17 protein-coding genes and 2 tRNA genes are annotated in these 19,079 nt (G+C 70.0%); 9 read left to right on the forward strand and 10 right to left on the reverse strand.

Annotation, left to right across the window (positions count from 1 at the left end):
- Positions 1-7: 7 nt before the first annotated feature.
- A complete protein-coding gene (gene rsgA, locus ACP4E5_RS17650; RefSeq protein ID WP_425829778.1) occupies positions 8-1,018 on the forward strand; it encodes a ribosome small subunit-dependent GTPase A in 1,011 nt (336 codons plus the stop codon).
- Positions 1,019-1,127: 109 nt separating this feature from the next.
- Positions 1,128-1,451 carry a DMT family transporter gene (locus tag ACP4E5_RS17655; protein ID WP_425829780.1) on the forward strand — a complete coding sequence of 108 codons (324 nt, stop codon included), beginning with the start codon at positions 1,128-1,130 and terminating at the stop codon, positions 1,449-1,451.
- A gap of 40 nt (positions 1,452-1,491) precedes the next feature.
- On the opposite strand, the gene ACP4E5_RS17660 is transcribed toward ACP4E5_RS17655, so the two are convergent.
- Positions 1,492-2,073: a TetR/AcrR family transcriptional regulator gene (locus tag ACP4E5_RS17660; RefSeq protein ID WP_425829782.1), complete on the reverse strand. Its 582-nt coding sequence runs from the start codon at positions 2,071-2,073 to the stop codon at positions 1,492-1,494.
- A 154-nt stretch (positions 2,074-2,227) separates the two neighbouring features.
- Between ACP4E5_RS17660 and hisN the strand changes: the two genes are divergently transcribed.
- Complete coding sequence (hisN, locus tag ACP4E5_RS17665; protein ID WP_425829784.1) at positions 2,228-3,028, forward strand: histidinol-phosphatase; 801 nt, start codon at positions 2,228-2,230, stop codon at positions 3,026-3,028.
- A 168-nt stretch (positions 3,029-3,196) separates the two neighbouring features.
- Positions 3,197-3,598: a CBS domain-containing protein gene (locus ACP4E5_RS17670; RefSeq protein ID WP_425829786.1), complete on the forward strand. Its 402-nt coding sequence runs from the start codon at positions 3,197-3,199 to the stop codon at positions 3,596-3,598.
- A 77-nt stretch (positions 3,599-3,675) separates the two neighbouring features.
- Here the strand turns inward: ACP4E5_RS17670 and katG are convergent, their stop codons facing one another.
- Positions 3,676-5,889 carry a catalase/peroxidase HPI gene (gene katG, locus ACP4E5_RS17675; protein ID WP_425829788.1) on the reverse strand — a complete coding sequence of 738 codons (2,214 nt, stop codon included), beginning with the start codon at positions 5,887-5,889 and terminating at the stop codon, positions 3,676-3,678.
- 137 nt (positions 5,890-6,026) lie between these two features.
- Here katG and ACP4E5_RS17680 point away from each other — a divergent pair, with 137 nt between their 5' ends.
- The 4 genes from ACP4E5_RS17680 to ACP4E5_RS17695 all read left to right on the forward strand — a co-directional run bounded on the left by ACP4E5_RS17680 (position 6,027) and on the right by ACP4E5_RS17695 (position 9,412).
- On the forward strand, positions 6,027-6,446 hold the full coding sequence (locus ACP4E5_RS17680; protein WP_425829790.1) for a Fur family transcriptional regulator: 420 nt from the start codon (positions 6,027-6,029) through the stop codon (positions 6,444-6,446).
- A 172-nt stretch (positions 6,447-6,618) separates the two neighbouring features.
- Entirely contained in the window at positions 6,619-7,377 is a 759-nt protein-coding gene (locus ACP4E5_RS17685; RefSeq protein WP_425829792.1) for an ABC transporter ATP-binding protein, read from the forward strand.
- Positions 7,374-8,240, forward strand: a complete 867-nt coding sequence (locus tag ACP4E5_RS17690) for an ABC transporter permease (protein WP_425829794.1) — start codon at positions 7,374-7,376, stop codon at positions 8,238-8,240. The genes ACP4E5_RS17685 and ACP4E5_RS17690 overlap by 4 nt, the downstream gene beginning before the upstream one ends.
- 32 nt (positions 8,241-8,272) lie before the next feature.
- A complete protein-coding gene (locus ACP4E5_RS17695) occupies positions 8,273-9,412 on the forward strand; it encodes an ABC transporter substrate-binding protein (protein ID WP_425829796.1) in 1,140 nt (379 codons plus the stop codon).
- A gap of 62 nt (positions 9,413-9,474) precedes the next feature.
- Here ACP4E5_RS17695 and ACP4E5_RS17700 read toward each other — a convergent pair.
- The 4 genes from ACP4E5_RS17700 to ACP4E5_RS17715 form a co-directional block, all read right to left on the reverse strand.
- Positions 9,475-9,548, reverse strand: a tRNA-Met gene (locus tag ACP4E5_RS17700).
- Positions 9,549-10,105: 557 nt separating this feature from the next.
- Positions 10,106-11,902, reverse strand: coding sequence for a tetratricopeptide repeat protein (locus ACP4E5_RS17705; protein ID WP_425829798.1), 1,797 nt, complete (start codon positions 11,900-11,902; stop codon positions 10,106-10,108).
- Positions 11,903-12,130: 228 nt separating this feature from the next.
- A tRNA-Met gene (locus ACP4E5_RS17710) sits at positions 12,131-12,204 on the reverse strand.
- A 47-nt stretch (positions 12,205-12,251) separates the two neighbouring features.
- On the reverse strand, positions 12,252-15,155 hold the full coding sequence (locus ACP4E5_RS17715) for a UPF0182 family membrane protein (RefSeq protein WP_425841433.1): 2,904 nt from the start codon (positions 15,153-15,155) through the stop codon (positions 12,252-12,254).
- Between the two features lie 143 nt (positions 15,156-15,298).
- On the opposite strand from ACP4E5_RS17715, the gene ACP4E5_RS17720 reads away from it, so the two are divergent.
- Positions 15,299-15,841 carry a PPA1309 family protein gene (locus ACP4E5_RS17720; RefSeq protein WP_425829800.1) on the forward strand — a complete coding sequence of 181 codons (543 nt, stop codon included), beginning with the start codon at positions 15,299-15,301 and terminating at the stop codon, positions 15,839-15,841.
- 80 nt (positions 15,842-15,921) lie between these two features.
- Here ACP4E5_RS17720 and ACP4E5_RS17725 read toward each other — a convergent pair whose 3' ends face one another.
- The 4 genes from ACP4E5_RS17725 to ACP4E5_RS17740 form a co-directional block, all read right to left on the reverse strand.
- A complete protein-coding gene (locus ACP4E5_RS17725) occupies positions 15,922-17,010 on the reverse strand; it encodes a YlbL family protein (RefSeq protein ID WP_425829802.1) in 1,089 nt (362 codons plus the stop codon).
- Positions 17,011-17,061: 51 nt separating this feature from the next.
- Entirely contained in the window at positions 17,062-17,226 is a 165-nt protein-coding gene (locus ACP4E5_RS17730) for a hypothetical protein (RefSeq protein WP_425829804.1), read from the reverse strand.
- A 103-nt stretch (positions 17,227-17,329) separates the two neighbouring features.
- Positions 17,330-17,794 (reverse strand): molybdenum cofactor biosynthesis protein MoaE, encoded by a 465-nt coding sequence (locus ACP4E5_RS17735; RefSeq protein ID WP_425829806.1) that lies wholly within the window; start codon positions 17,792-17,794, stop codon positions 17,330-17,332.
- A gap of 111 nt (positions 17,795-17,905) precedes the next feature.
- A complete protein-coding gene (locus ACP4E5_RS17740; protein ID WP_425829808.1) occupies positions 17,906-19,018 on the reverse strand; it encodes an SDR family oxidoreductase in 1,113 nt (370 codons plus the stop codon).
- Positions 19,019-19,079: the final 61 nt, after the last annotated feature.

The raw sequence follows: 19,079 nt of genomic DNA on the forward strand, positions 1-19,079 counted from the left end.
CATCGCGATGCGCCGCTACGGCAAGCACACCGACGAGGACGACATCCGCCAGCGCCCGAACCGCAAGGGCAACCGGCCGCGGAGCAACATCCGTCCCAAGCACGAGGACGCGGCCGAGGGCATGGTCCTCACGGTCGACCGCGGCCGCCTCACCGTCCTCATCGACGATGTCCCCGTGACCGCCATGAAGGCCCGCGAGCTGGGCCGCAAGGCGGCGGTCGTGGGCGACCGGGTCTCCGTCGTCGGCGATCTGTCCGGCAAGAAGGACACCCTCGCGCGCATCGTCCGCATCGGGGGCCGCAGCTCCCTGCTGCGCCGCACGGCGGACGACGACGACCCGTACGAGCGGGTCGTCGTCGCCAATGCCGACCAGCTGGCCATCGTCACCGCGCTCGCCGACCCGGAGCCGCGCCCGCGCATGATCGACCGCTGCCTGGTGGCGGCGTTCGACGGCGGCCTCACACCGCTCCTCGTCCTGACCAAGTCGGACCTCGCCCCGCCGGACGCGATGCTCGACCTGTACGGGGCGCTCGACATCCCGTACGTCGTCACCAGCCGCGCCGAGCTGGAGGACGGCACGGCCGTGGAGCGGGTGCGAGAGCAGCTCGACGGGAAGATCACCGCGTTCGTCGGGCACTCCGGCGTCGGCAAGACGACGCTGGTCAACGCCCTGGTGCCGGACGATCAGCGGCGTACGACAGGGCATGTCAACGCGGTGACGGGGCGCGGCCGGCACACGACGACGTCGGCACTCGCGCTGCCGCTGTCGGGGGACGCGGGCTGGGTGATCGACACGCCCGGCGTGCGGTCGTTCGGACTGCACCACGTCGACCCGTCGCGCGTCATCCACGCCTTCCCCGACCTGGAGCCGGGCACGGAGAACTGCCCGCGCGCGTGCAGCCACGACGAGCCCGACTGCGCCCTGGACGCCTACGTGGAGGAGGGGCACGCGGATCCGGCCCGGCTGTACTCGCTGCGCCGCCTCCTCGCGACACGGGAGCGCCGCGAGGGCGACTGAACTCGCACTTGTTTGCTGCCGCGCCACATAGGTAAGGGCATAATCGCACCAAGCCGGACGCAAGATCACGGGCACTCAGAGATCAGTGGAACGCGGGAGGCACAAGGACATGGCGTGGCTGCTGGTCGTCGTCGCGGGGATCCTGGAGACCGGGTTCGCCGTCTGTCTGAAGCTCTCCCACGGCTTCACGCGGCTGTGGCCGACGATCGCGTTCGCCGCGTTCGCCCTCGGCAGCTTCGGCCTCCTCACGCTCTCCCTGAAGAAGCTCGACGTGGGTCCTGCCTACGCGGTGTGGACGGGCATCGGCGCGGCCGGCACGGCGATCTACGGCATGATCTTCCTCGGCGACGTGGTCTCGGTCCTCAAGATCGTCTCGATCAGCCTGGTGATCGCGGGCGTGATCGGCCTGCAACTCTCGGGCTCGGCGCACTGAGCCGCCCGTTCCACCGGCGTCCGTTCCACCGGCGTCACTGCTACCGGCGTACGACCTCGCGCACCATCCGCGCGACCCCGCCCTCCCCCGGCGGCGCCATCACGCAGGACAACGCGAGCCGCACCGCCACCTCGCAGTCCCGCGCCAGCGCCTCCGTCTCGCTCTTCGCCACGCCCGGCACCCCGAGCGCGGCCACGCTCCGGTCCCGCACCGCGGCCACGAAGTCGCCGGGCGCAGGCAGCGGACCGTCCGCCCGGCGCTGGGCCGGCACGGACGAGGAGGACGGCACGGCGGACAGCGTCGGCGAGGGCAGGCGCTCGCTCCAGCACCCGGTGAGCACGGCCCGCACCAGCGGATTGCGCCGCGCGCTGGCGACGGTCCACTCGGCCACACCGTCGAGCCCGCCCTCCTTCAGGACCCGGTCCACGCCCGCGAGATAGGCGTCGGCCTCCCTGCGTACGAGGGCGCGCGCGAGCCCCTCCTTGCTGCCGAACTCGTTGTAGAGGGTCTGCCGGGAGACCCCGGCGACGGCCGCCACGTCGACCATCCGCACCCCGCCCCAGGGTCGCCGCGCGAGCGCCGTGTAGGCCGCTTCCAATAGGGATTCCCGCGCTGCGGGCATGGTCGCCTCCCCGGTTCGCCGGGCTTCGTAAGGCCTGTGTGGCCAGAGTTGACGCGCTCGTACGCGGTGTCAAGGCCTCACGTCGAGCACACCGGGCCCGCCGCCGGATCGGTCCCTGTAGCAGTCGGCGTATCACGATCGATACTGTTCACTCATGCCCGACTACCAAGATGATCTGCGGCTCGCCCACGTCCTCGCGGACGTCGCCGATGCCGCGACGATGGACCGGTTCAAGGCTCTCGACCTGAAGGTGGAGACCAAGCCGGACATGACTCCGGTGAGCGAGGCCGACAAGTCCGCCGAGGAGTTGATCCGCGGCAATCTGCAACGGGCCCGGCCGCGCGACGCGATCTTGGGCGAGGAGTACGGGATTCAGGGCACGGGCCCGCGCCGCTGGGTCATCGACCCGATCGACGGCACCAAGAACTACGTGCGCGGCGTCCCGGTCTGGGCCACGCTGATCTCGCTGATGGAGGCGGGCGAGGGCGGCTACCAGCCGGTCGTCGGCGTCGTCTCCGCCCCCGCGCTCCAGCGTCGTTGGTGGGCCGCGAAGGGAGCGGGCGCGTACACGGGCCGCAGCCTGACCTCCGCAACGCGCATCCACGCCTCCAAGGTGGGCCGCCTGGAGGACGCCTCGTTCGCGTACTCCTCGCTGACCGGCTGGGAGGAGCAGGGCAGGCTCGACGGGTTCCTCGACCTGACGCGGGCCGTGTGGCGCACGCGCGGCTACGGGGACTTCTGGCCGTACATGATGGTCGCCGAGGGGGCGATCGACATGTGCGCCGAACCGGAGCTCTCCCTGTGGGACATGGCGGCGCCGGCGATCGTCGTGTCGGAGGCGGGCGGCAGCTACACCGGGCTCGACGGACGCCCCGGCCCGCACAGCGGCAACGCGGCGGCCTCGAACGGCCTGCTGCACGACCAGTTGCTGAGTTACCTGCGCGCTTCGGTGTGAGCGCGTGTTGAGTCACTCGCGCGCCTGAACTCGCCTCCCGCGCCCCCTTGTTGACACTCCCTTTACCTGCAACTCTGAGAGTCCCCCCACTTGTGAACTTGTGAACCGTTTCTCGTTCGACACAGGACCGGTTCCACAAGTGCCTCACACAGGAAGGTGGCTCCATCCATGCTCGTCCGTGACGCCATGAGCACGATGGTCCTCACCATCGGCCCCAACCACACCCTGCGCCAGGCGGCCCGGCTGATGTCCGAGCGCCGCGTCGGCGCCGCCGTCGTCCTCGACCCGGACGGCAGCGGCATCGGGATCCTGACCGAGCGCGACATCCTCAACGCCCTGGGCCGGAACCAGAATCCGGACCTGGAGACCGCCGGCGCGCACACCACGACGGACGTCGTCTTCGCCACTCCTTCGTGGACCGTGGACGAGGCCGCCGCCGCCATGGCGCACGGCGGCTTCCGGCATCTCATCGTGCTCGAGGGACAAGAGCCGGTCGGCATCGTCTCGGTCCGCGACATCATCCGCCGCTGGGCCCCGGCCCGGCGCCGACCCGCCCCGCTCCCGGCCTAGACACGACGGGCCCGGACACGACACAGCGGGCCGGCTCCCCGTGAGGGAACCGGCCCGCTGTGCTCAACGGTTCTCGATCAGCGCACGTCGAACCGGTCGAGGTCCATGACCTTCGCCCACGCCGCGACGAAGTCCTTCACGAACTTCTCCTTGGCGTCGTCGCTCGCGTACACCTCGGAGAGCGCACGCAGCTCGGAGTTGGCGCCGAAGACCAGGTCGGCGCGGGTGCCGGTCCACTTGACCTGCCCCGAGGCGTCGCGGCCCTGGAACTCGTCCTGCGCGGACGACGTCGACTCCCACTGGGTGTCGATGTCGGTGATGTTGACGAAGAAGTCGTTGCTCAGCGTGCCCGGCCGGTCGGTCAGGACGCCGTGCTTCGAACCGCCCGTGTTGATCCCGATGACGCGCAGGCCGCCGACGAGGACGGTCATCTCGGGCGCGCTGAGGGTCAGCAGGTTCGCCTTGTCGGTGAGCAGGAACTCCGCCGGGAGGCGGTTGCCCTTGCCCACGTAGTTGCGGAAGCCGTCGGCCTTCGGCTCGAGGGCGGCGAAGGACTCGATGTCCGTCTGCTCCTGCGAGGCGTCGACACGGCCCGCCGTGAACGGCACCTCGACCTCGACGCCGCCGTCCTTGGCGGCCTGCTCGACGGCCGCGGAGCCCGCGAGCACGATCAGGTCGGCCAGGGAGACCTTCTTGCCGCCGGCGGCGTTGAAGGACTCCTGGATGCCCTCGAGCACGCGGAGCACCTGCGCGAGGCTCTCCGGGTTGTTGACCTCCCAGCCGCGCTGCGGCTCGAGGCGGATACGGGCGCCGTTGGCACCGCCGCGCTTGTCGCTGCCGCGGAACGAGGAGGCCGAGGCCCAGGCGGCGGACACCAGCTGCGGGACCGTGAGGTCCGAGGCGAGGACCTGCTGCTTGAGCGTGGCGATGTCGGAGGCGTCGATGGCCTCGCCCTCGCTCGCCGGCAGCGGGTCCTGCCAGATCAGCTCCTCGGAGGGGACCTCCGGGCCGAGGTAGCGGACGACCGGTCCCATGTCACGGTGCGTCAGCTTGTACCAGGCGCGGGCGAAGGCGTCCGCGAACTCCTCCGGGTTCTCGTAGTAGCGCCGCGAGATCGGCTCGTAGATCGGGTCGAACTTCAGCGAGAGGTCCGTGGTGAGCATCGTCGGGAGACGCTTGACCGAGGGGTCCTCGGGGTCCGGGATGATCGCCTCGGCGTTCTTCGCCACCCACTGGTTGGCCCCGGCCGGGGACTGCGTGAGCTCGTACTCGTACTCGAAGAGGTTCTTGAAGAAGTAGTTGCTCCACTGCGTGGGCGTCTCGGTCCAGGTCACCTCGAGGCCGGAGGTGATGGCGTCGCGGCCCTTGCCGGAGCCGTGCCCCGACTTCCAGCCGAGGCCCATCTGCTGCATCGGCGCGCCCTCGGGCTCGGCGCCCACGAGGTCCGCGTCGCCCGCGCCGTGCGTCTTGCCGAAGGTGTGGCCACCGGCGATGAGGGCGACGGTCTCCTCGTCGTTCATCGCCATGCGGCGGAACGTCTCACGGATGTCGCGGGCCGCGGCGATCGGGTCCGGGTTCCCGTTGGGACCCTCGGGGTTGACGTAGATGAGACCCATCTGGACGGCGCCGAGCGGGTCCTCGAGGTCACGGTCGCCCGTGTAGCGCTTGTCGTCGAGCCAGATCTGCTCGGGGCCCCAGTAGACGTCCTCGTCCGGCTCCCACACGTCCGGGCGGCCGCCGGCGAAGCCGAAGGTCTCGAAGCCCATGGTCTCCAGGGCGACATTGCCGGTGAGGATCAGAAGGTCGGCCCAGGAGATGCTCTGGCCGTACTTCTTCTTCACGGGCCAGAGCAGGCGGCGGGCCTTGTCCAGGTTGCCGTTGTCCGGCCAGCTGTTCAGGGGGGCGAAGCGCTGCTGGCCCGCGCCCGCGCCACCGCGGCCGTCGCTGATCCGGTACGTACCGGCGGAGTGCCAGGCCATACGGATCATCAGCGGGCCGTAGTGCCCGAAGTCGGCCGGCCACCAGTCCTTCGAGGTGGTCAGGACCTCGGCGATGTCCCGCTTCACGGCGGGGAGGTCCAGAGAGTTGAACGCCTCGGCGTAGTCGAACTCCTCACCCAGCGGGTTCGCCACGGCCGGGTTCTTCGCAAGGATCTTCAGATTGAGGCTCTCGGGCCACCACTGCCGGTTGCCGCCACCCTGCGTCGGGTGCGCGGCTCGGCCGTGCGCGACCGGACAACCGCCCGCCTCCGCGTTGGGGTCCGTGACAAATTCTTCGTTCTTCTCGGACATTGGCTGCCCTTCCCGAGTCGTCCTGTCGCTTGGCTATAGCCGAGCCTGATCCTACAATGGACAATGTCTAAGTCAAGGAAAGCTCCAAAGTCACATCCAATCGGGGCCCAGGTCCCCTGACTGTTAGGCTGGTCCTTATGAGTGACCTGTTGGAACGGCTGCGCGGACGCGGCTGGCGGATGACCGCGCAGCGACGCGTCGTGGCCGAGGTTCTCGACGGGGACCACGTACACCTCACCGCTGACGAGGTGCATGCGCGGGCGACAGCGAAGCTTCCGGAGATCTCCCGGGCCACCGTTTACAACACGCTGGGCGAGATGGTTTCGCTCGGCGAGGTGATCGAGGTCGCGACGGACAAGCGCGCCAAGCGCTACGACCCGAACGCGCACCGCCCGCACCAGCACCTGGTCTGCGACCTGTGCGGCCAGATCCGCGACGTCCACCCGACGGGCAATCCGCTGACGGCCCTGCCGTCCGGCGAGCGCTTCGGCTTCACGATCTCGGACGTCGAGGTCACCTACCGGGGCCTGTGCCCGGACTGCGCCGCGAAGGCGTAGCCCCTCTTCAGCCGATGAGGCCCGCACCGTACGGTGCGGGCCTTTTGCTGTGCGCCCACCGGGCGGCGCCACCCGGCCACGCGTGCGCCGACCACGCACCCCCTTCCGCAATCTGACGGGTCGTCATATTCTCGCGGTCGCCCACGTGAATCCGCCGCACCCCGGAGGGCCCATGCATCCCAAGCTCCAAGCCCGCGCACTCACCAGGACTTTCGGCACCACGCACGCCCTCGGACCGCTCGACCTGGCGGTCTCCCCCGGCGAGTTCGTCTGTGTGGTCGGCCCCTCGGGCTGCGGGAAGTCCACCCTGCTCCGGACGGCCGCTGGCCTCACCCGTCCGTCCAGCGGCACCCTGGAGATCCGTACGACGAGCGCCCGGCCGGCAGCCATGATCTTCCAGGACTACGGGATCTACGACTGGAAGACGGTCCTGGCCAACGTCCGCTTCGGCCTCGACATCCAGAAGACCCCGCGCAAGGAGGCGAACGCCCGCGCCCGCGACTGGCTCGGCCGGATGGGCCTCGCCGACTTCGCCGACGCGTACCCGTCCGCCCTCTCCGGCGGCATGCGCCAGCGCGTCGCGATCGCGCGGGCGCTGGCGGTCGAACCGGAGATCCTCCTCATGGACGAGCCCTTCGCGGCCCTCGACGCCCAGCTCCGCACGATCCTCCAGGACGAGCTTCTGGCGCTCACGCAGACGACGCGGACCACCACGCTCTTCATCACGCACAGCCTGGAGGAGGCGATCGTCCTCGGCGACCGGGTCCTGGTGATGTCGGCCCGGCCGGGACGCGTGATCGCCGAGCGCAGGCCGCCGTTCGAGCGCCCGCGCACCGGCGACATCCGCGACACCCCCGAATTCACGTCCCTGAAGGGCGAGTTGTGGGATCTGCTGCGCGGCGAGGTGCACCAGGAGGCGGTCCCGGCATGAGCTCCCTCACCCAGACGAAGGCCACGGACGGCCTGCTGGTCCGCGCTCCGGGCCCCGAGGAGCTCCACCCCGTCCGCGCACGGCGCAGGCGCCGCGCCCTCGAACTCTCCCTCGCGGTCGCGGTCCCCGTGGTCCTGATCCTGCTCTGGCAGCTCGCGGCCTCCCAGTCCTGGATCGACGCGCGCGTCTACCCGGCCCCGTCCACGATCCTCGCCGACGGCTGGCAGCGCGCGGCCGACGGCGAGCTGTGGCCGGACGTGTGGGCCACCCTGAAGCGGGTCCTCGCCGGCTACGTCATCGGCACGGTGTCGGGCTACCTCCTCGGCCTCCTCATGGGCTCGATCTCCCTGGTCCGCGCGGCCCTCGAACCTCTCCTCGACGCCCTCTACGTCGTCCCGAAGCTCGCCCTGCTGCCGATCTTCCTGAACATGTTCGGCCTGGGCGAGGGACCGCAGATCGCGCTCGTCGCGGCGACGGTCTTCTTCTTCGTATGGATCTCGACGATGGCGGCGGTGATCTCCGTCCCCACCGGCCACCGGGACGCGGGCCAGGTCTTCGGCGCCTCCCCTTGGCAGATGTTCCGCCACGTACTCCTCCCCGCCTCGCTCCCCGCCGTCCTGGTCGGCGCGCGCATCGCGGCGGGGGTCGCGGTCCTGGTCATCGTCGCCTCGGAGCAGATCGCCGCGAACGACGGCCTCGGCCATCTGATCTTCGACGCCCGCGCCCTCTTCCAGAACGACGTGATGTTCGTCGGCATCGTCTGCGTCGCCGCCCTCGGCGTCCTCTTCTCCGAACTGGTGCGCCTGGCAGGCCGGTTCCTCACCCCATGGGCGCCACGCGACCGCGGCCGCGGCCAGTCCTGACGCCCACCATTCGCACCCCGTACGGAGGCTCCATGCGCACCAGATACGTAGGTACGACCCTGCTCGCGGCCGGCGCCCTGCTGCTCGGCACGACGTCCTGCGCGAAGAACGACACCTCGTCTTCCGACGCCGCGGCCAAGCCGCGTGCGATCAAGGCGGTCGCGGGCTGCGGCAAGGGCTCCTGGACCGATCCGGCGGACCGCTCCCCGGGCCGCGCGCCGGCCCGCTGCGACAAGGGCGCGCCGGCCCCGGTCAAGCTCAGCAAGCCCCGCAAGCTGACGATCGCGACGGGCACGCTGAGCGCCGAGTACGTCGCCCCGCTCGAAATGGCCGTCAAGAAGGGCGAGTTCAAGAAGGAGGGCCTGGATGTGAAGCTCAAGGTCCTCCCCACGCCCGACGCCCTCCCCCTCCTCGCCAAGGGCGACATCGACGCCCAGTGGGCCGCCCCGGAGGCGGCGGTCATGAACGGCATCCTCGGCGGCTTCGACATCAAGTGGGTGTCCGGCAACTTCTCCCCCGACCCCAAGTCCAAGAGCGGGCTGTGGGTGCGCCTCAAGAAGGGGCAGAGCGCGTCGCAGGTCCGGATGGCGGGCAAGAAGATGGGCACGCTGATCGGCAAGGGATCGGTCGCCTCGTACCCGATGAACATCGCCCTGAAGAAGCACGGCGGCGGCCTCAGCAAGATCCAGTTCCAGCAGCTCGGCTCGGCCGACGTGCTGACCGGGCTCCAGAACGGCGGCGTCGACTCGGCCTGGCTCCTCGACCCGATCTGGCGCAAGGTCGACGGCGACAAGCGCTACGCGTTCCTCGGCGGCCAGCCGCAGGGCGAGCCGCTCGGCGGCATGCTGTTCGGCCCGAACCTGCTCACCAAGGACCCGGACGCGGGCGTCGCGCTCCTGCGCGCGTACATCCGCACCGTGAACACGTACTTCCGGGGCGACTACAAGAAGGACCCCGCCTTCGTGACCGAACTGGCAAGCCTCCTGAAGACGGACAAGAAGGTCCTGGAGGAGACGCCGTCGCTGCGGATGGACTGGGAGATCCGCTCCGGCACGACGGACCGGCTGCAGGCCGCGTACAAGGCGGCGGGCGTCTCCGAGGGCGACCCGCTGCCGGAGTCGAAGACGGTGAACAGGAAGCTGTACGAGGAGGCGGTCGGCCACAAGCCCTGAGCCCCCCCTGAGAAACACCTGAGGCCCGGAACCATTTCTGGTTCCGGGCCTCAGGCCTTCAGTAGCGGGGACAGGATTTGAACCTGCGACCTCTGGGTTATGAGCCCAGCGAGCTACCGAGCTGCTCCACCCCGCGTCGGTGAACCCAACAGTACGGCACGCCCCCGACCAGCGCAAACCGCTCCGCGGGGAACGGACGTGCGAGCGCGGTGGACCACCAGGCCTTCGGCGCCCCGCCGCCGGGAAACGCTCCCCACCCCCCGCGGTCGACCCCACCCCCGCCTTGGGCGGTTCGTCGCCGAGAAACGCTCCCCACCCGCCGCGGTCGACCCCACCCCCGCCTTCGGCGGCCCGCCGCCGGAAAACGCTCCCCACCCGCCGCGGTCGACCCCACCTCCGCCTTGGGCGGTCCGCCGCCAGGAAACGCTCCCCACCCGCCGCGGTCGACCCCACCCCCGCCTTCGGCGGCCCGCCGCCGGAAAACGCTCCCCACCCGCCGCGGTCGACCCCACCCCCGCCTTGGGCAATCTGCCGCCTTGGGCGGCAGGGTGGGCAAGGCGGCGCCCGGTGCAGGCCGCACACGCGTCGGGCCACGGCCCCGGTGCAGCCGAGAACCCAGGTGCAGGCCGCACATGTATCGCGCCCCGCCCCGGCGCAGCCGGAAACCCCGGTGCAGGCCGCACACGCGTGACGCTACGCCGACAGCTCCTGCCGCAACGCGTCCCGCAACCGCCCCGCCCGCTCCGCAACCTCCGCGGGGCCCAACTCCACCGCCCGCGACGCCCACTTCTGCCCCTCGGCGAGATCACCCCGCCGCGCACACAGCAACGCAAGCCGAAGCGCCGCCCGCCCATGCCCCGCATCGGCCGCCCGCGTCCACCACAACGCCGCCTCCGGCTCACTGCCCTCCCGGGCGAGCAACAGCCCAAGGTTGAACGCCCCGTTGCGCGACCCGGCCTCCGCGGCCTCCCGGTACCACCGCGCCGCCTCCACCACATCGCCCCGCGCGGCGGCCAGCATCCCGACCCGTACCTGCGCCCGCCGATGCCCGTGCTCGGCAGCCCGCTCGTACCACTCCTCGCACTCGCTCTTCTCGGTGACGGGCTCCCCCAGCTCGTGCCGAACCGCAGGCGGCCGCCGCACATCGAGCAGCGAGGCGAGGCGATACGCGGCCTCTCCGCTGCCGCCCCCGGCCGCACACCGCAGGTGCCGCTCGGCGGCCTGTTCGTCACCCTCACGCTGGCGCGCGATGCCGGCCTGCAGCGCCGCCTCGGTGTGCCCACCGGCGGCGGCCCGCTCGTACCACTGCAACGCTGCCGCCTCGTCGTCCCGACTCGCGTACAGGATCCCCAGGTTGAACGCCGCGTCGACGCTGCCGGCCTCCGCGGCCTTGGAGAACCAGGGCTCGGCGCCGACCGCGTCCCCGTTCTGCAGGAGCAGCACCGCGAGCGCGTTGGCCGCCTCTCGGTGACCCGCGTAGGCGGCGCGCCGGTACCAACCCTCGGCCTGCGCGGTGCGCTGCTGCTCGGCGCAGAGCAGGCCGAGGTTGTACGCGCCGTTGATGTCGCCCGCGTCCATGGCCGCGCGGTACCAGCGCTCGGCGGTCTGCGTCTCGCCGCGCTCGGCGTGCAGCGCGCCCAGCGCGTTCGCCGCGTTGCCGTCGCCGTCCTGGGCGGCCCGCAGCCACCACACGGCGGCGCTCTCCTCATCGCCCGCGTCGCGCAGCAGGAACGCGAGGGCGCACGCGGCGCGCGCCTCACCGTCCTTGGCGGACGTCAAGTACCAGCGCCCGGCCTCCTTCAGCTCGCCGCGCTTCTCCAGGATCGAGCCGAGGTGCAGCGCGGCCCGCCGGTGCCCGCGCGCGGAGGCCTGCCGATACCACTGCTCGGCCTCCTCCGCCGGGTTCCTGCCGTCCCCGGAGACGAGTACGTCGGCGCCGCCTTTCCGGTCGAGCGCGCGAGCGAGCCGGTACGCGGCCTCACGGTGCCCGCGCTCCGCGGCGACCCGCATCCAGCGCTCGGCGCCGACGTCGCTGCGGTGTTCCAGAAGATCGGCGAGCGCGTACGCGCCCAGCGTGTGGCCGTGCTCGGCGGCCTGGCGCAGCCAGTACTCGGCGGCGGGCTCGTCACCGCGCTCGCGGAAGTGCCGGCCGAGGGCGTGCGCGGCGGGCGCGGAGCCCGCGACGGCGGCGACGCGCCACCAGCCTGCGGCCTCGTCCGCGTAACCGCGCTGGTGGAGCAGGACTCCGAGGTTGTTGGCAGCGGCCCGGTCACCCGCGCCGGTGGCAGCACGAAGAAGGGGCTCGGCTCCGGCGAGATCTCCGCGGCGCAGCAGCATGGCGCCGAGGACGCTCATCGCCTCGACGTCGCCGGCCTCCGCGGCCAGCCGCTGGCGTGCTTCTTCCGCAGCCTCGCCGGGTTCGTCCCGATCTGTCGGCTGCACAAACCGCCCTGTCTCCAACAGAGTTGCCTTGTCCCCCATAACGTCCATCGTCGCACCACCTGCAACCTGGGTACACCTGGTATACCGCAGCCAGTGAGGTCACTTCAGCGTTTTGTCGACATGCCCACAGGGCGACAAGTGAAACACGGAATTCTCAACTCCCCTCGAGCGGGGCATCGTTCGCACACGCTTCGCACATGCCAGTGGCTCATGACATCAGGGGCCCCGACGCACCGAAGGCCCGGAAGCCTTAGCTTCCGAGCCTTCGATCATCAGTAGCGGGGACAGGATTTGAACCTGCGACCTCTGGGTTATGAGCCCAGCGAGCTACCGAGCTGCTCCACCCCGCGCCGTTGTGTTGAAACCGTACCACGGCGCGGAGGGGGCACCTGACCGGTCAGCCGCCGGCCGCCTCCTTGTTGTCGCTGTTCTTGTCGCTCTTGCCGTTCTTGTTGTCCCCTGCCGCCTTGTCGGCCTTGTTCTGCGCGTCCTCGGCGCGCTGCAAGGCGTCCTGCAGCCGGTCCTGGGCCTTGCCGTACGCGGTCCAGTCGTTGTCCTTGAGGGCCTTCTGGCCGTCCTGGAACGCCTTGTCCGCGTCCGAGAGCGCCTCCTTCACCGTCGAGTTCTCCGGCGGCTGGGTACCGCCGGGCTTCTCCGGTTCGGATGGCGTGTCCGCGTTCACGTCGAAGGCCTGGTTGAGCGCCTCGGACAGCGAGTCCGCGAACCCGATCTTGCTGCCGTACGAGACCGCGACCTTGCGCATGAGTGGGTACTCGGCATTGCGGCCCTGGGCGTAGATCGGCTCCACGTAGAGGAAGCCCTTGTCGAGCGGCACCGTCAGCAGATTGCCGTACAGGACCGTCGAGTCGGCACCCTTCATATCGCGCACCCAGTTGGCCACGGTGTTCGAGGAGTTGAGCGTGTTCTGCACCTGCTCGGGTCCCGCGACCTTGTCCTCGGTGACTCTGAGCAGCCTTATTGCGCCGTAGTCCTTACTGGTCGCGTCGGCGTCGACCGCCATGAACGCTCTCAGGTTGGGCCGCCCGCTCGGCGTGAACGTCGTCGTCAGCGAGAACTGCTGGCTGTTCTGACCCGGCATCTTCATGGACAGGTAGTACGGCGGGACCGCGCTGTTGTCCTTCTTGGTCGGGTCGTTCGGCACCTGCCACGCGTCGGACGCGTTGTAGAACTGGTTCGAGTTCGTCACGTGGTAGAGGCTCAGCAGCTCACGCTGGACCTTGAACATGTCCTGCGGGTAGCGCAGGTGCTCCTTCAAGGACGCCGGGATCGCGCTCTTGGGCTCGACCGTGCCGGGGAACGCCTTCTTCCAGGTCTTGAGGACCGGGTCCTTGTCGTCCCACGTGTAGAGCTTGACCTCGCCCGTGCCCGCGTCGACGGTCGCCTTCACCGAGTTGCGGATGTAGTTGACCTGGTTCTGCTGGGCCACCACGGCGCGCTGACTGTCCGCCTCGTTGAGCGAGTCGGCGGTGCTGTCGCCCAGCGTCGTACGGGACGCGTAGGGATAGCCGTTCGACGTCGTGTAGGCGTCGATGACCCACTTGATCTTGCCGTTCACGACCGTCGGATACGGGTCTCCGTCGATCGTCAGCCACGGCGCGACGGCCTCGACGCGCTCCTTGGGAGTGCGGTTGTAGAGGATCCGCGAGCCTTCACCGATGGCCCCCGAGTAGAGGATCTGCGGCTCGCTGAAGGCGACGGCGTACGCGGCGCGGTTGAGCGGGTTCGCCAGATTGACGCCGCCCTTGCCCTTGTAGCTGGTCGTCTTCTGCGTGCCGTCGTCCTGCTCGTAGTCCAGCTCCTTCTGCGGGCCACCGACGATCGAGTACTGCGACGTCTTCTCGCCGTAGTAGATGCGCTGGTTGTAGTTGCCCAGGTCGCCGCCGGTCGGCAGGCCCGACTCGGTGAACTGCGGGGCGCCGCCGGAGGTCGCCGTCCCCTTCGCCGTCACGGCGCCGTAGCCGTGCGTGTAGACGAAGTGGTCGTTGATCCAGTTGCGCTTGTCGAGCTTGCTCAGGTTCAGCTCGCGCAGGCCGACCACGGTGTCCTGGCCGTTGTAGCGGTCCACGTCCAGGGTCGTCGGGAACTGGTAGTACTTCCGCTGCTGCTCGAGCTGCTGGAAGGTCGGCGAGACGATGTTCGGGTCGTTCAGCCGGTAGCTGGCCGCCGAGTCGGACTCCGTCCGCTGCTTCTTGGCGTCGTCCGAACCCTTGCCCTTGTAGTCCACGGGCTTGGCCTTGTCGATGCCGTACGCCTTACGGGTCGCCTCGATGTTCTTCTTGATGTACGGGGCTTCCTTGGACTGCTCGTTCGGCTGGACCTGGAACTTCTGGACGATGGCCGGGTACAGGCCACCGATCAGGATCGCCGAGAGCACCATCAGGCCGAAGCCGATGACCGGGAGCTGCCAGGTGCGCCGCCACAGGGTCGCGAAGAAGAGGATCGCGCAGATGACGGCGATGCAGAACAGGATCGTCTTCGCTGGCAGATACGCGTTCGCGTCGACGTACCTGAGGCCCGTCCAGTTGTCCGTGGCCTTGAAGTCGCTCTGCTTCACCGCGAGCCCGTACCGGTCGAGCCAGTACGCGACCGCCTTCAGGGCGACGAACACGCCCAGCAGGACGGAGAGATGCCCCGTCGCCGCGGCCGTGGCACGCGCGCCCGGGCTGGTGATCCGCAGGCCGCCGTACAGGTAGTGCGTCAGCGCGGCGGCGACCAGGCCGATGACGGCTGCCGCGAACCCGAAGCCGAGCAGGAAGCGGTACCAGGGCAGATCGAACGCGTAGAAGGACACGTCCATGTGGAACTGCGGGTCCTTCTGGTTGAACGGCACGCCGTTCACGAACATCAGCCACGTACGCCACTGGCTGGCGGCCGAGGCTCCCGCGATCAGGCCCACAAGGGCGGTGATGCCGACGAGCAGCCATCGCTTGAAGGGCGCGATGCCCATCCGGTAGCGGTCGAGGCTCTGCTGCTCCATCGACATGGCGCTCAGCGGCGGACGCAGCCGATGCGCCAGCCAGACGTTCACGCCGACGGCCAGCGCCATCAGCAGTCCGAAGACGAAGAAGAGCCCGATCTTCGTCCACAGTTGGGTCGTAAAGACGGACGAGAACTTGACCGAGCGGTACCAGAGCCAGTCGGTCCAGAATCCGGCGAACATGACGAAGGCCATGCCGAGCACGGCCAGGACGCCCAGCGTCAACAACAGCGTCCGGGCACGCCGGGAGGGTCGGCCGACTCTGATCCGCGGTCCCGTCGGGCCCCCGCCGCGGTCCGGCATCTGGAAAGCCAAGGTGTGCACCTCGAAGTTCGGTATTCGATCGGTCGGTCGGGCCCCCGAGATCGCGGACCCATCACCTATGCAACTTACTCACGCTTTACTCAGTTCCCGGTTCGGGCTACGAACGAGGCAGGATTGTGACCATGTCCAACACTCCCATGGCAGCGAGCCCCCTCACCCGAGCCGTACTCGAGATCGACGAGTACGCCGCCGGGCTTGGCTGGGACCAGCCCGCTCGCCTCTTCGCCCTCGTCGACACCGCCGCGCTGCGCGCCCAGGAACCCGCTCTCGCCGCCCAGCTCGGGCTCGAGGGCGAGCAGGAGGCCCCCGGCCTCACCCCCATCGAGCAGGACGAGATCCCTGCCGGAAAGCCGCTGGACGAGTTCCTCGGCACCATCGCGTGGCCCGACGCCGTCGTGGGCTGCGCACTGACGGTCGAGCGCCTCATGCTGCCGCCGTCGGCGGAGGCGTCCGTCCCTGAGGGCCTCAGCGACGCGAAGCTCACCAAGTGGGTGGCCGAGCACCCGGACCGCCAGGAGGTCCGTATGACGGTCGGCGTCCTGCGCGACGGCACCCGCGACTCGGCGCTGCGGCTGCGCGAGAAGGACGCGACGACGGAGGTCCTCACGGGCTCGAATCTCGTACCGGGGCTCGCGGAGGCCCTGTCGGTGACGTTCTCCGAGTGACGTTTTCTTCGTCTACGTAGAGGGGCGCCACCGGTGGGTTCCGGTGGCGCCCCTCTACGTAGTGCGGTGTTCGCGCCCGCTCAGCTCTTGGCCGTGCACGTGGGCAGGTCCGCCGTGTCGCCGCTGCGGATGTCCTTCAGGGCGTGCATCGCGTCGTCCATGGTGTTCACCTTGACCAGCGTCAGCCCGTCCGGCGTGTCCTTGGCCGCGGTGGCACAGTTGTCCTTCGGCGTCAGGAAGTACTGCGCGCCCTTGGCGCGCGCGCCGACGGTCTTCATGCCGATGCCGCCGATGGGGCCGACCTTGCCGTCGTCGTCGATGGTGCCGGTGCCGGCCACGAACTTGCCGCCGGTCAGGTCGTCCGACGTGAGCTTGTCGACGATGCCGAGAGAGAACATCAGGCCCGCGCTCGGGCCGCCCACGTCGGCGAGCTTGATGTCGATCTGGAACGGGAAGGTGTGGTCGGTCCCCGCCTGGATGCCGACGATCGCGCGGTCGTCCTCGGCCTTCTCCGTCTTGATCGTCACGTTCTCCGTACGGGTCGCCTCCTTGCCGGCCTTCTCGGCTGCGGCCGCCTCCTTGACGGGCACGACCGTGAAGACGACCTTCTCGCCCGGCTTGTGCCGGGTGACGAGCTTGGCGACGTCGGTGGGCTTGGTGACCTTGGTGCCGTCGACGGACTTGATGACGTCACCGGCGTGCAGCCTGCCCTGCGCGGGGCTGTCCTTGACGACACTGGAGACGATCACCCAGGACTTCACGGGGATGCCCATCTCGTGCAGCGCCGCCACCTTGGCGCTCTCCTGGGACTGGCTGAACTCCTCGGCGTTCTGCTGCGAGGACTGCTGCTCGGTCTGGCCGTCCGGGTAGAGCGTCTCGTGCGGCACCACGATGCTGTCGTGCGCGAGCCACCCGTAGACGGCCGACACCAGGTTCATGTTGTAGTCGGCGCTGGTGACGCGGACCGTCGTCATGTTCAGGTGGCCGGACGCCTCGTACGTCTTGTGGCCGGAGATCTGGATGACGGGCTCGCCGCCGTGGTCCCCGAGGGTGTTCACCGTCGGTCCCGGCGACATCTCCGCGTAGGGCACTTTGATGAGCACCCCCGCGCACAAGAGCGCGATCAGCATCAGGGTCGAGGCGAGCATCGTCGCAGTGCGGCGTGGCATGGAACGACAGTACGGGACGAGTCTGTCGACGCACCTGTGGGGCCGGGCCCGTCAGGTCCCTTGGTGCGACTTCTCCATCGCCTCGCGAAAGCGCGCGTAACCACTGAGTTCCGTGACGTCACCGGTCTTGTGGCGCTGACGGCCGGCCCAGATGCCCCAGACCCCGGCGGCCACCGCAGCGACAACCGGAATGAGCAACCACAGGAGCGCTGCCATGCCGACCTCCCGACCCCATGAGCGACTGCCACTGACGTATCAGCAGATTAACCATCCGCAGTCCCAACGCTCACGGCAGGGGGGCGGTTACGCAACTGGAGCCTCAGCAGGCTCCCACCCACTCCTCCGTCCCATCGGAGAAGGTCTGGTGCTTCCAGATGGGCACTTCGTGCTTGAGGTCGTCGATGAGCTTGCGGCAGGCCTCGAAGGCTTCTCCGCGGTGCGGGCAGGACACGGCGACGACCACGGCGAGGTCACCCACCGTCAGATCGCCGACTCGGTGTACGGCCGCCAGGGCGCGCACGGGGTACTCGGCGACGACCTTCTCTGCGACGCGCCGCATCTCCGCCTCGGCGGTGGGGTGGCAGGAGTAGCCCAGCTTCTCCACGTCGGCCCCGCCGTCGTGGTTGCGCACGGTCCCCACGAACAGCGCGGTGCCGCCCGCCGCGTCGTCACCGACGGCCCGGAAGACCTCGTCGACGGAGAGCGGCGTCTCTCGGACGGCGAGCAGCTTGATCGGGTCCTGTGCCGTCAGCTCGCCGGGGTGCTCGTGCTCGATGGGTGCCATGCCCTCATCGTGCCGCACGCCGCCGACAACCGTGAATAGCGTTTTCGACCGGCACGCGCGCGTACCGGCTTGGAGCCTCCTACAGGTGCGCGGTCCTCAGGTGCTCGGTCCTCAGATGCGCCGTCGCGCCTTCCGCACCCGCCGCACCACGGCCGCCGTGCCCAGCAGGGCGACGGTCGCGCCCGCGGCACCGGCCGCCGTCGCGTCCTTGCGGCCGAGGCGTCGGCCCGCGACGGTGCGCCGGCCCGCGACCTCCTCGAGCAGTTCCGCGAGGACCTCCTCGTTGGTCCACTGGGGCCGCCATCCGGACTCGTGCAGCCGGCTGCCGCTGACCACCCACGGGTACATCGTGTAGGCGAGGTCGCCCGCCGGGGAGGGCGTCAGGCCGATCCGGTGCAGCCGGGCCGCGGCGCCCAGGGCGACGGCGGAGGGCAACTCCATGCGCCGGATGCCGCTGAGCTCCTCGACCTCCTCCTGCTCAAGCCAGCCGTCGCAGCCGACCGCGAGTTCTCCGTCGACCTTCTCCAGGGCCGCGTGCTCCAGGGCGCTGCACAGGTCGTCCACGTGGCAGAACTGCCAGGCGGGCCGCGAACCGGCCACCACGAGGAGGCGCGGCGACTCGAAGTACCGGGTGAGCGCCGTGTCCGTGCCGCCGACGAGCACCGCGGGGCGCACCACCGTGACGTTCAGGCCGGGGTGTGCGCGGGGGGCGCGCCGGGCGAGTCGCTCGACCTCCAGGAGGTCGCCGACGCCCGTCGCCTCCGCGGTGGCGCGCAGTTCCGCGTCCTCGGCGAGCGGAAGCTCGTTGTCCTCAAGGGCGCCGTAGACCATCGTCGAGGTGCACAGGACGACGCGGTGCACGCCTGCGGCGGCCGCGGCGGTGAGCACCGTCTGGGTGCCCCGCACGTTGTACGCGGTGCGCGCCGCGGGGTCGGACTCCAGGTCGAGGTCGAGGGCCAGGTGCACGACGACGTCCGCGCCGCGCAGCTTCTCGGCGATGGCCGGGTCCCGCACGTCCAGGACGTGCCAGGTCGCTGACGTGCACTCGCCGCGCCGCTCGTCGATGGCGAGGACCTGCTTGATCTCGTCCGACGCGGCGAGCCGCTCGGTGAGCAGGGCGCCGATGCCGGACGCGGCACCGGTGACCGCGACGACGGGACCGCGGGCGGCTGGACGGGATGATGGGTTTCGCGCTGCGCGAACCTGCGGATCTGGGGAACTCACCGGGCGTCTCCAGCGGTTGTCTTCAGTACGTACCTGTATGACGCGTACGTACCAGGAGGCA

The sequence above is a fragment of the Streptomyces fractus genome (assembly GCF_049844455.1).
In the GTDB taxonomy this organism is placed as follows: Bacteria; Actinomycetota; Actinomycetes; order Streptomycetales; family Streptomycetaceae; genus Streptomyces; species Streptomyces fractus.

Coding starts and splice junctions, on each gene's coding strand:
- rsgA (WP_425829778.1), top strand. CDS start 8: ATGCGCCGCTACGGCAAGCACACCGACGAGGACGACATCCGCCAGCGC.
- ACP4E5_RS17655 (WP_425829780.1), top strand. CDS start 1,128: ATGGCGTGGCTGCTGGTCGTCGTCGCGGGGATCCTGGAGACCGGGTTC.
- ACP4E5_RS17660 (WP_425829782.1), bottom strand. CDS start 2,073: ATGCCCGCAGCGCGGGAATCCCTATTGGAAGCGGCCTACACGGCGCTC.
- hisN (WP_425829784.1), top strand. CDS start 2,228: ATGCCCGACTACCAAGATGATCTGCGGCTCGCCCACGTCCTCGCGGAC.
- ACP4E5_RS17670 (WP_425829786.1), top strand. CDS start 3,197: ATGCTCGTCCGTGACGCCATGAGCACGATGGTCCTCACCATCGGCCCC.
- katG (WP_425829788.1), bottom strand. CDS start 5,889: ATGTCCGAGAAGAACGAAGAATTTGTCACGGACCCCAACGCGGAGGCG.
- ACP4E5_RS17680 (WP_425829790.1), top strand. CDS start 6,027: ATGAGTGACCTGTTGGAACGGCTGCGCGGACGCGGCTGGCGGATGACC.
- ACP4E5_RS17685 (WP_425829792.1), top strand. CDS start 6,619: ATGCATCCCAAGCTCCAAGCCCGCGCACTCACCAGGACTTTCGGCACC.
- ACP4E5_RS17690 (WP_425829794.1), top strand. CDS start 7,374: ATGAGCTCCCTCACCCAGACGAAGGCCACGGACGGCCTGCTGGTCCGC.
- ACP4E5_RS17695 (WP_425829796.1), top strand. CDS start 8,273: ATGCGCACCAGATACGTAGGTACGACCCTGCTCGCGGCCGGCGCCCTG.
- ACP4E5_RS17705 (WP_425829798.1), bottom strand. CDS start 11,902: ATGGACGTTATGGGGGACAAGGCAACTCTGTTGGAGACAGGGCGGTTT.
- ACP4E5_RS17715 (WP_425841433.1), bottom strand. CDS start 15,155: ATGCCGGACCGCGGCGGGGGCCCGACGGGACCGCGGATCAGAGTCGGC.
- ACP4E5_RS17720 (WP_425829800.1), top strand. CDS start 15,299: ATGTCCAACACTCCCATGGCAGCGAGCCCCCTCACCCGAGCCGTACTC.
- ACP4E5_RS17725 (WP_425829802.1), bottom strand. CDS start 17,010: ATGCCACGCCGCACTGCGACGATGCTCGCCTCGACCCTGATGCTGATC.
- ACP4E5_RS17730 (WP_425829804.1), bottom strand. CDS start 17,226: ATGGCAGCGCTCCTGTGGTTGCTCATTCCGGTTGTCGCTGCGGTGGCC.
- ACP4E5_RS17735 (WP_425829806.1), bottom strand. CDS start 17,794: ATGGCACCCATCGAGCACGAGCACCCCGGCGAGCTGACGGCACAGGAC.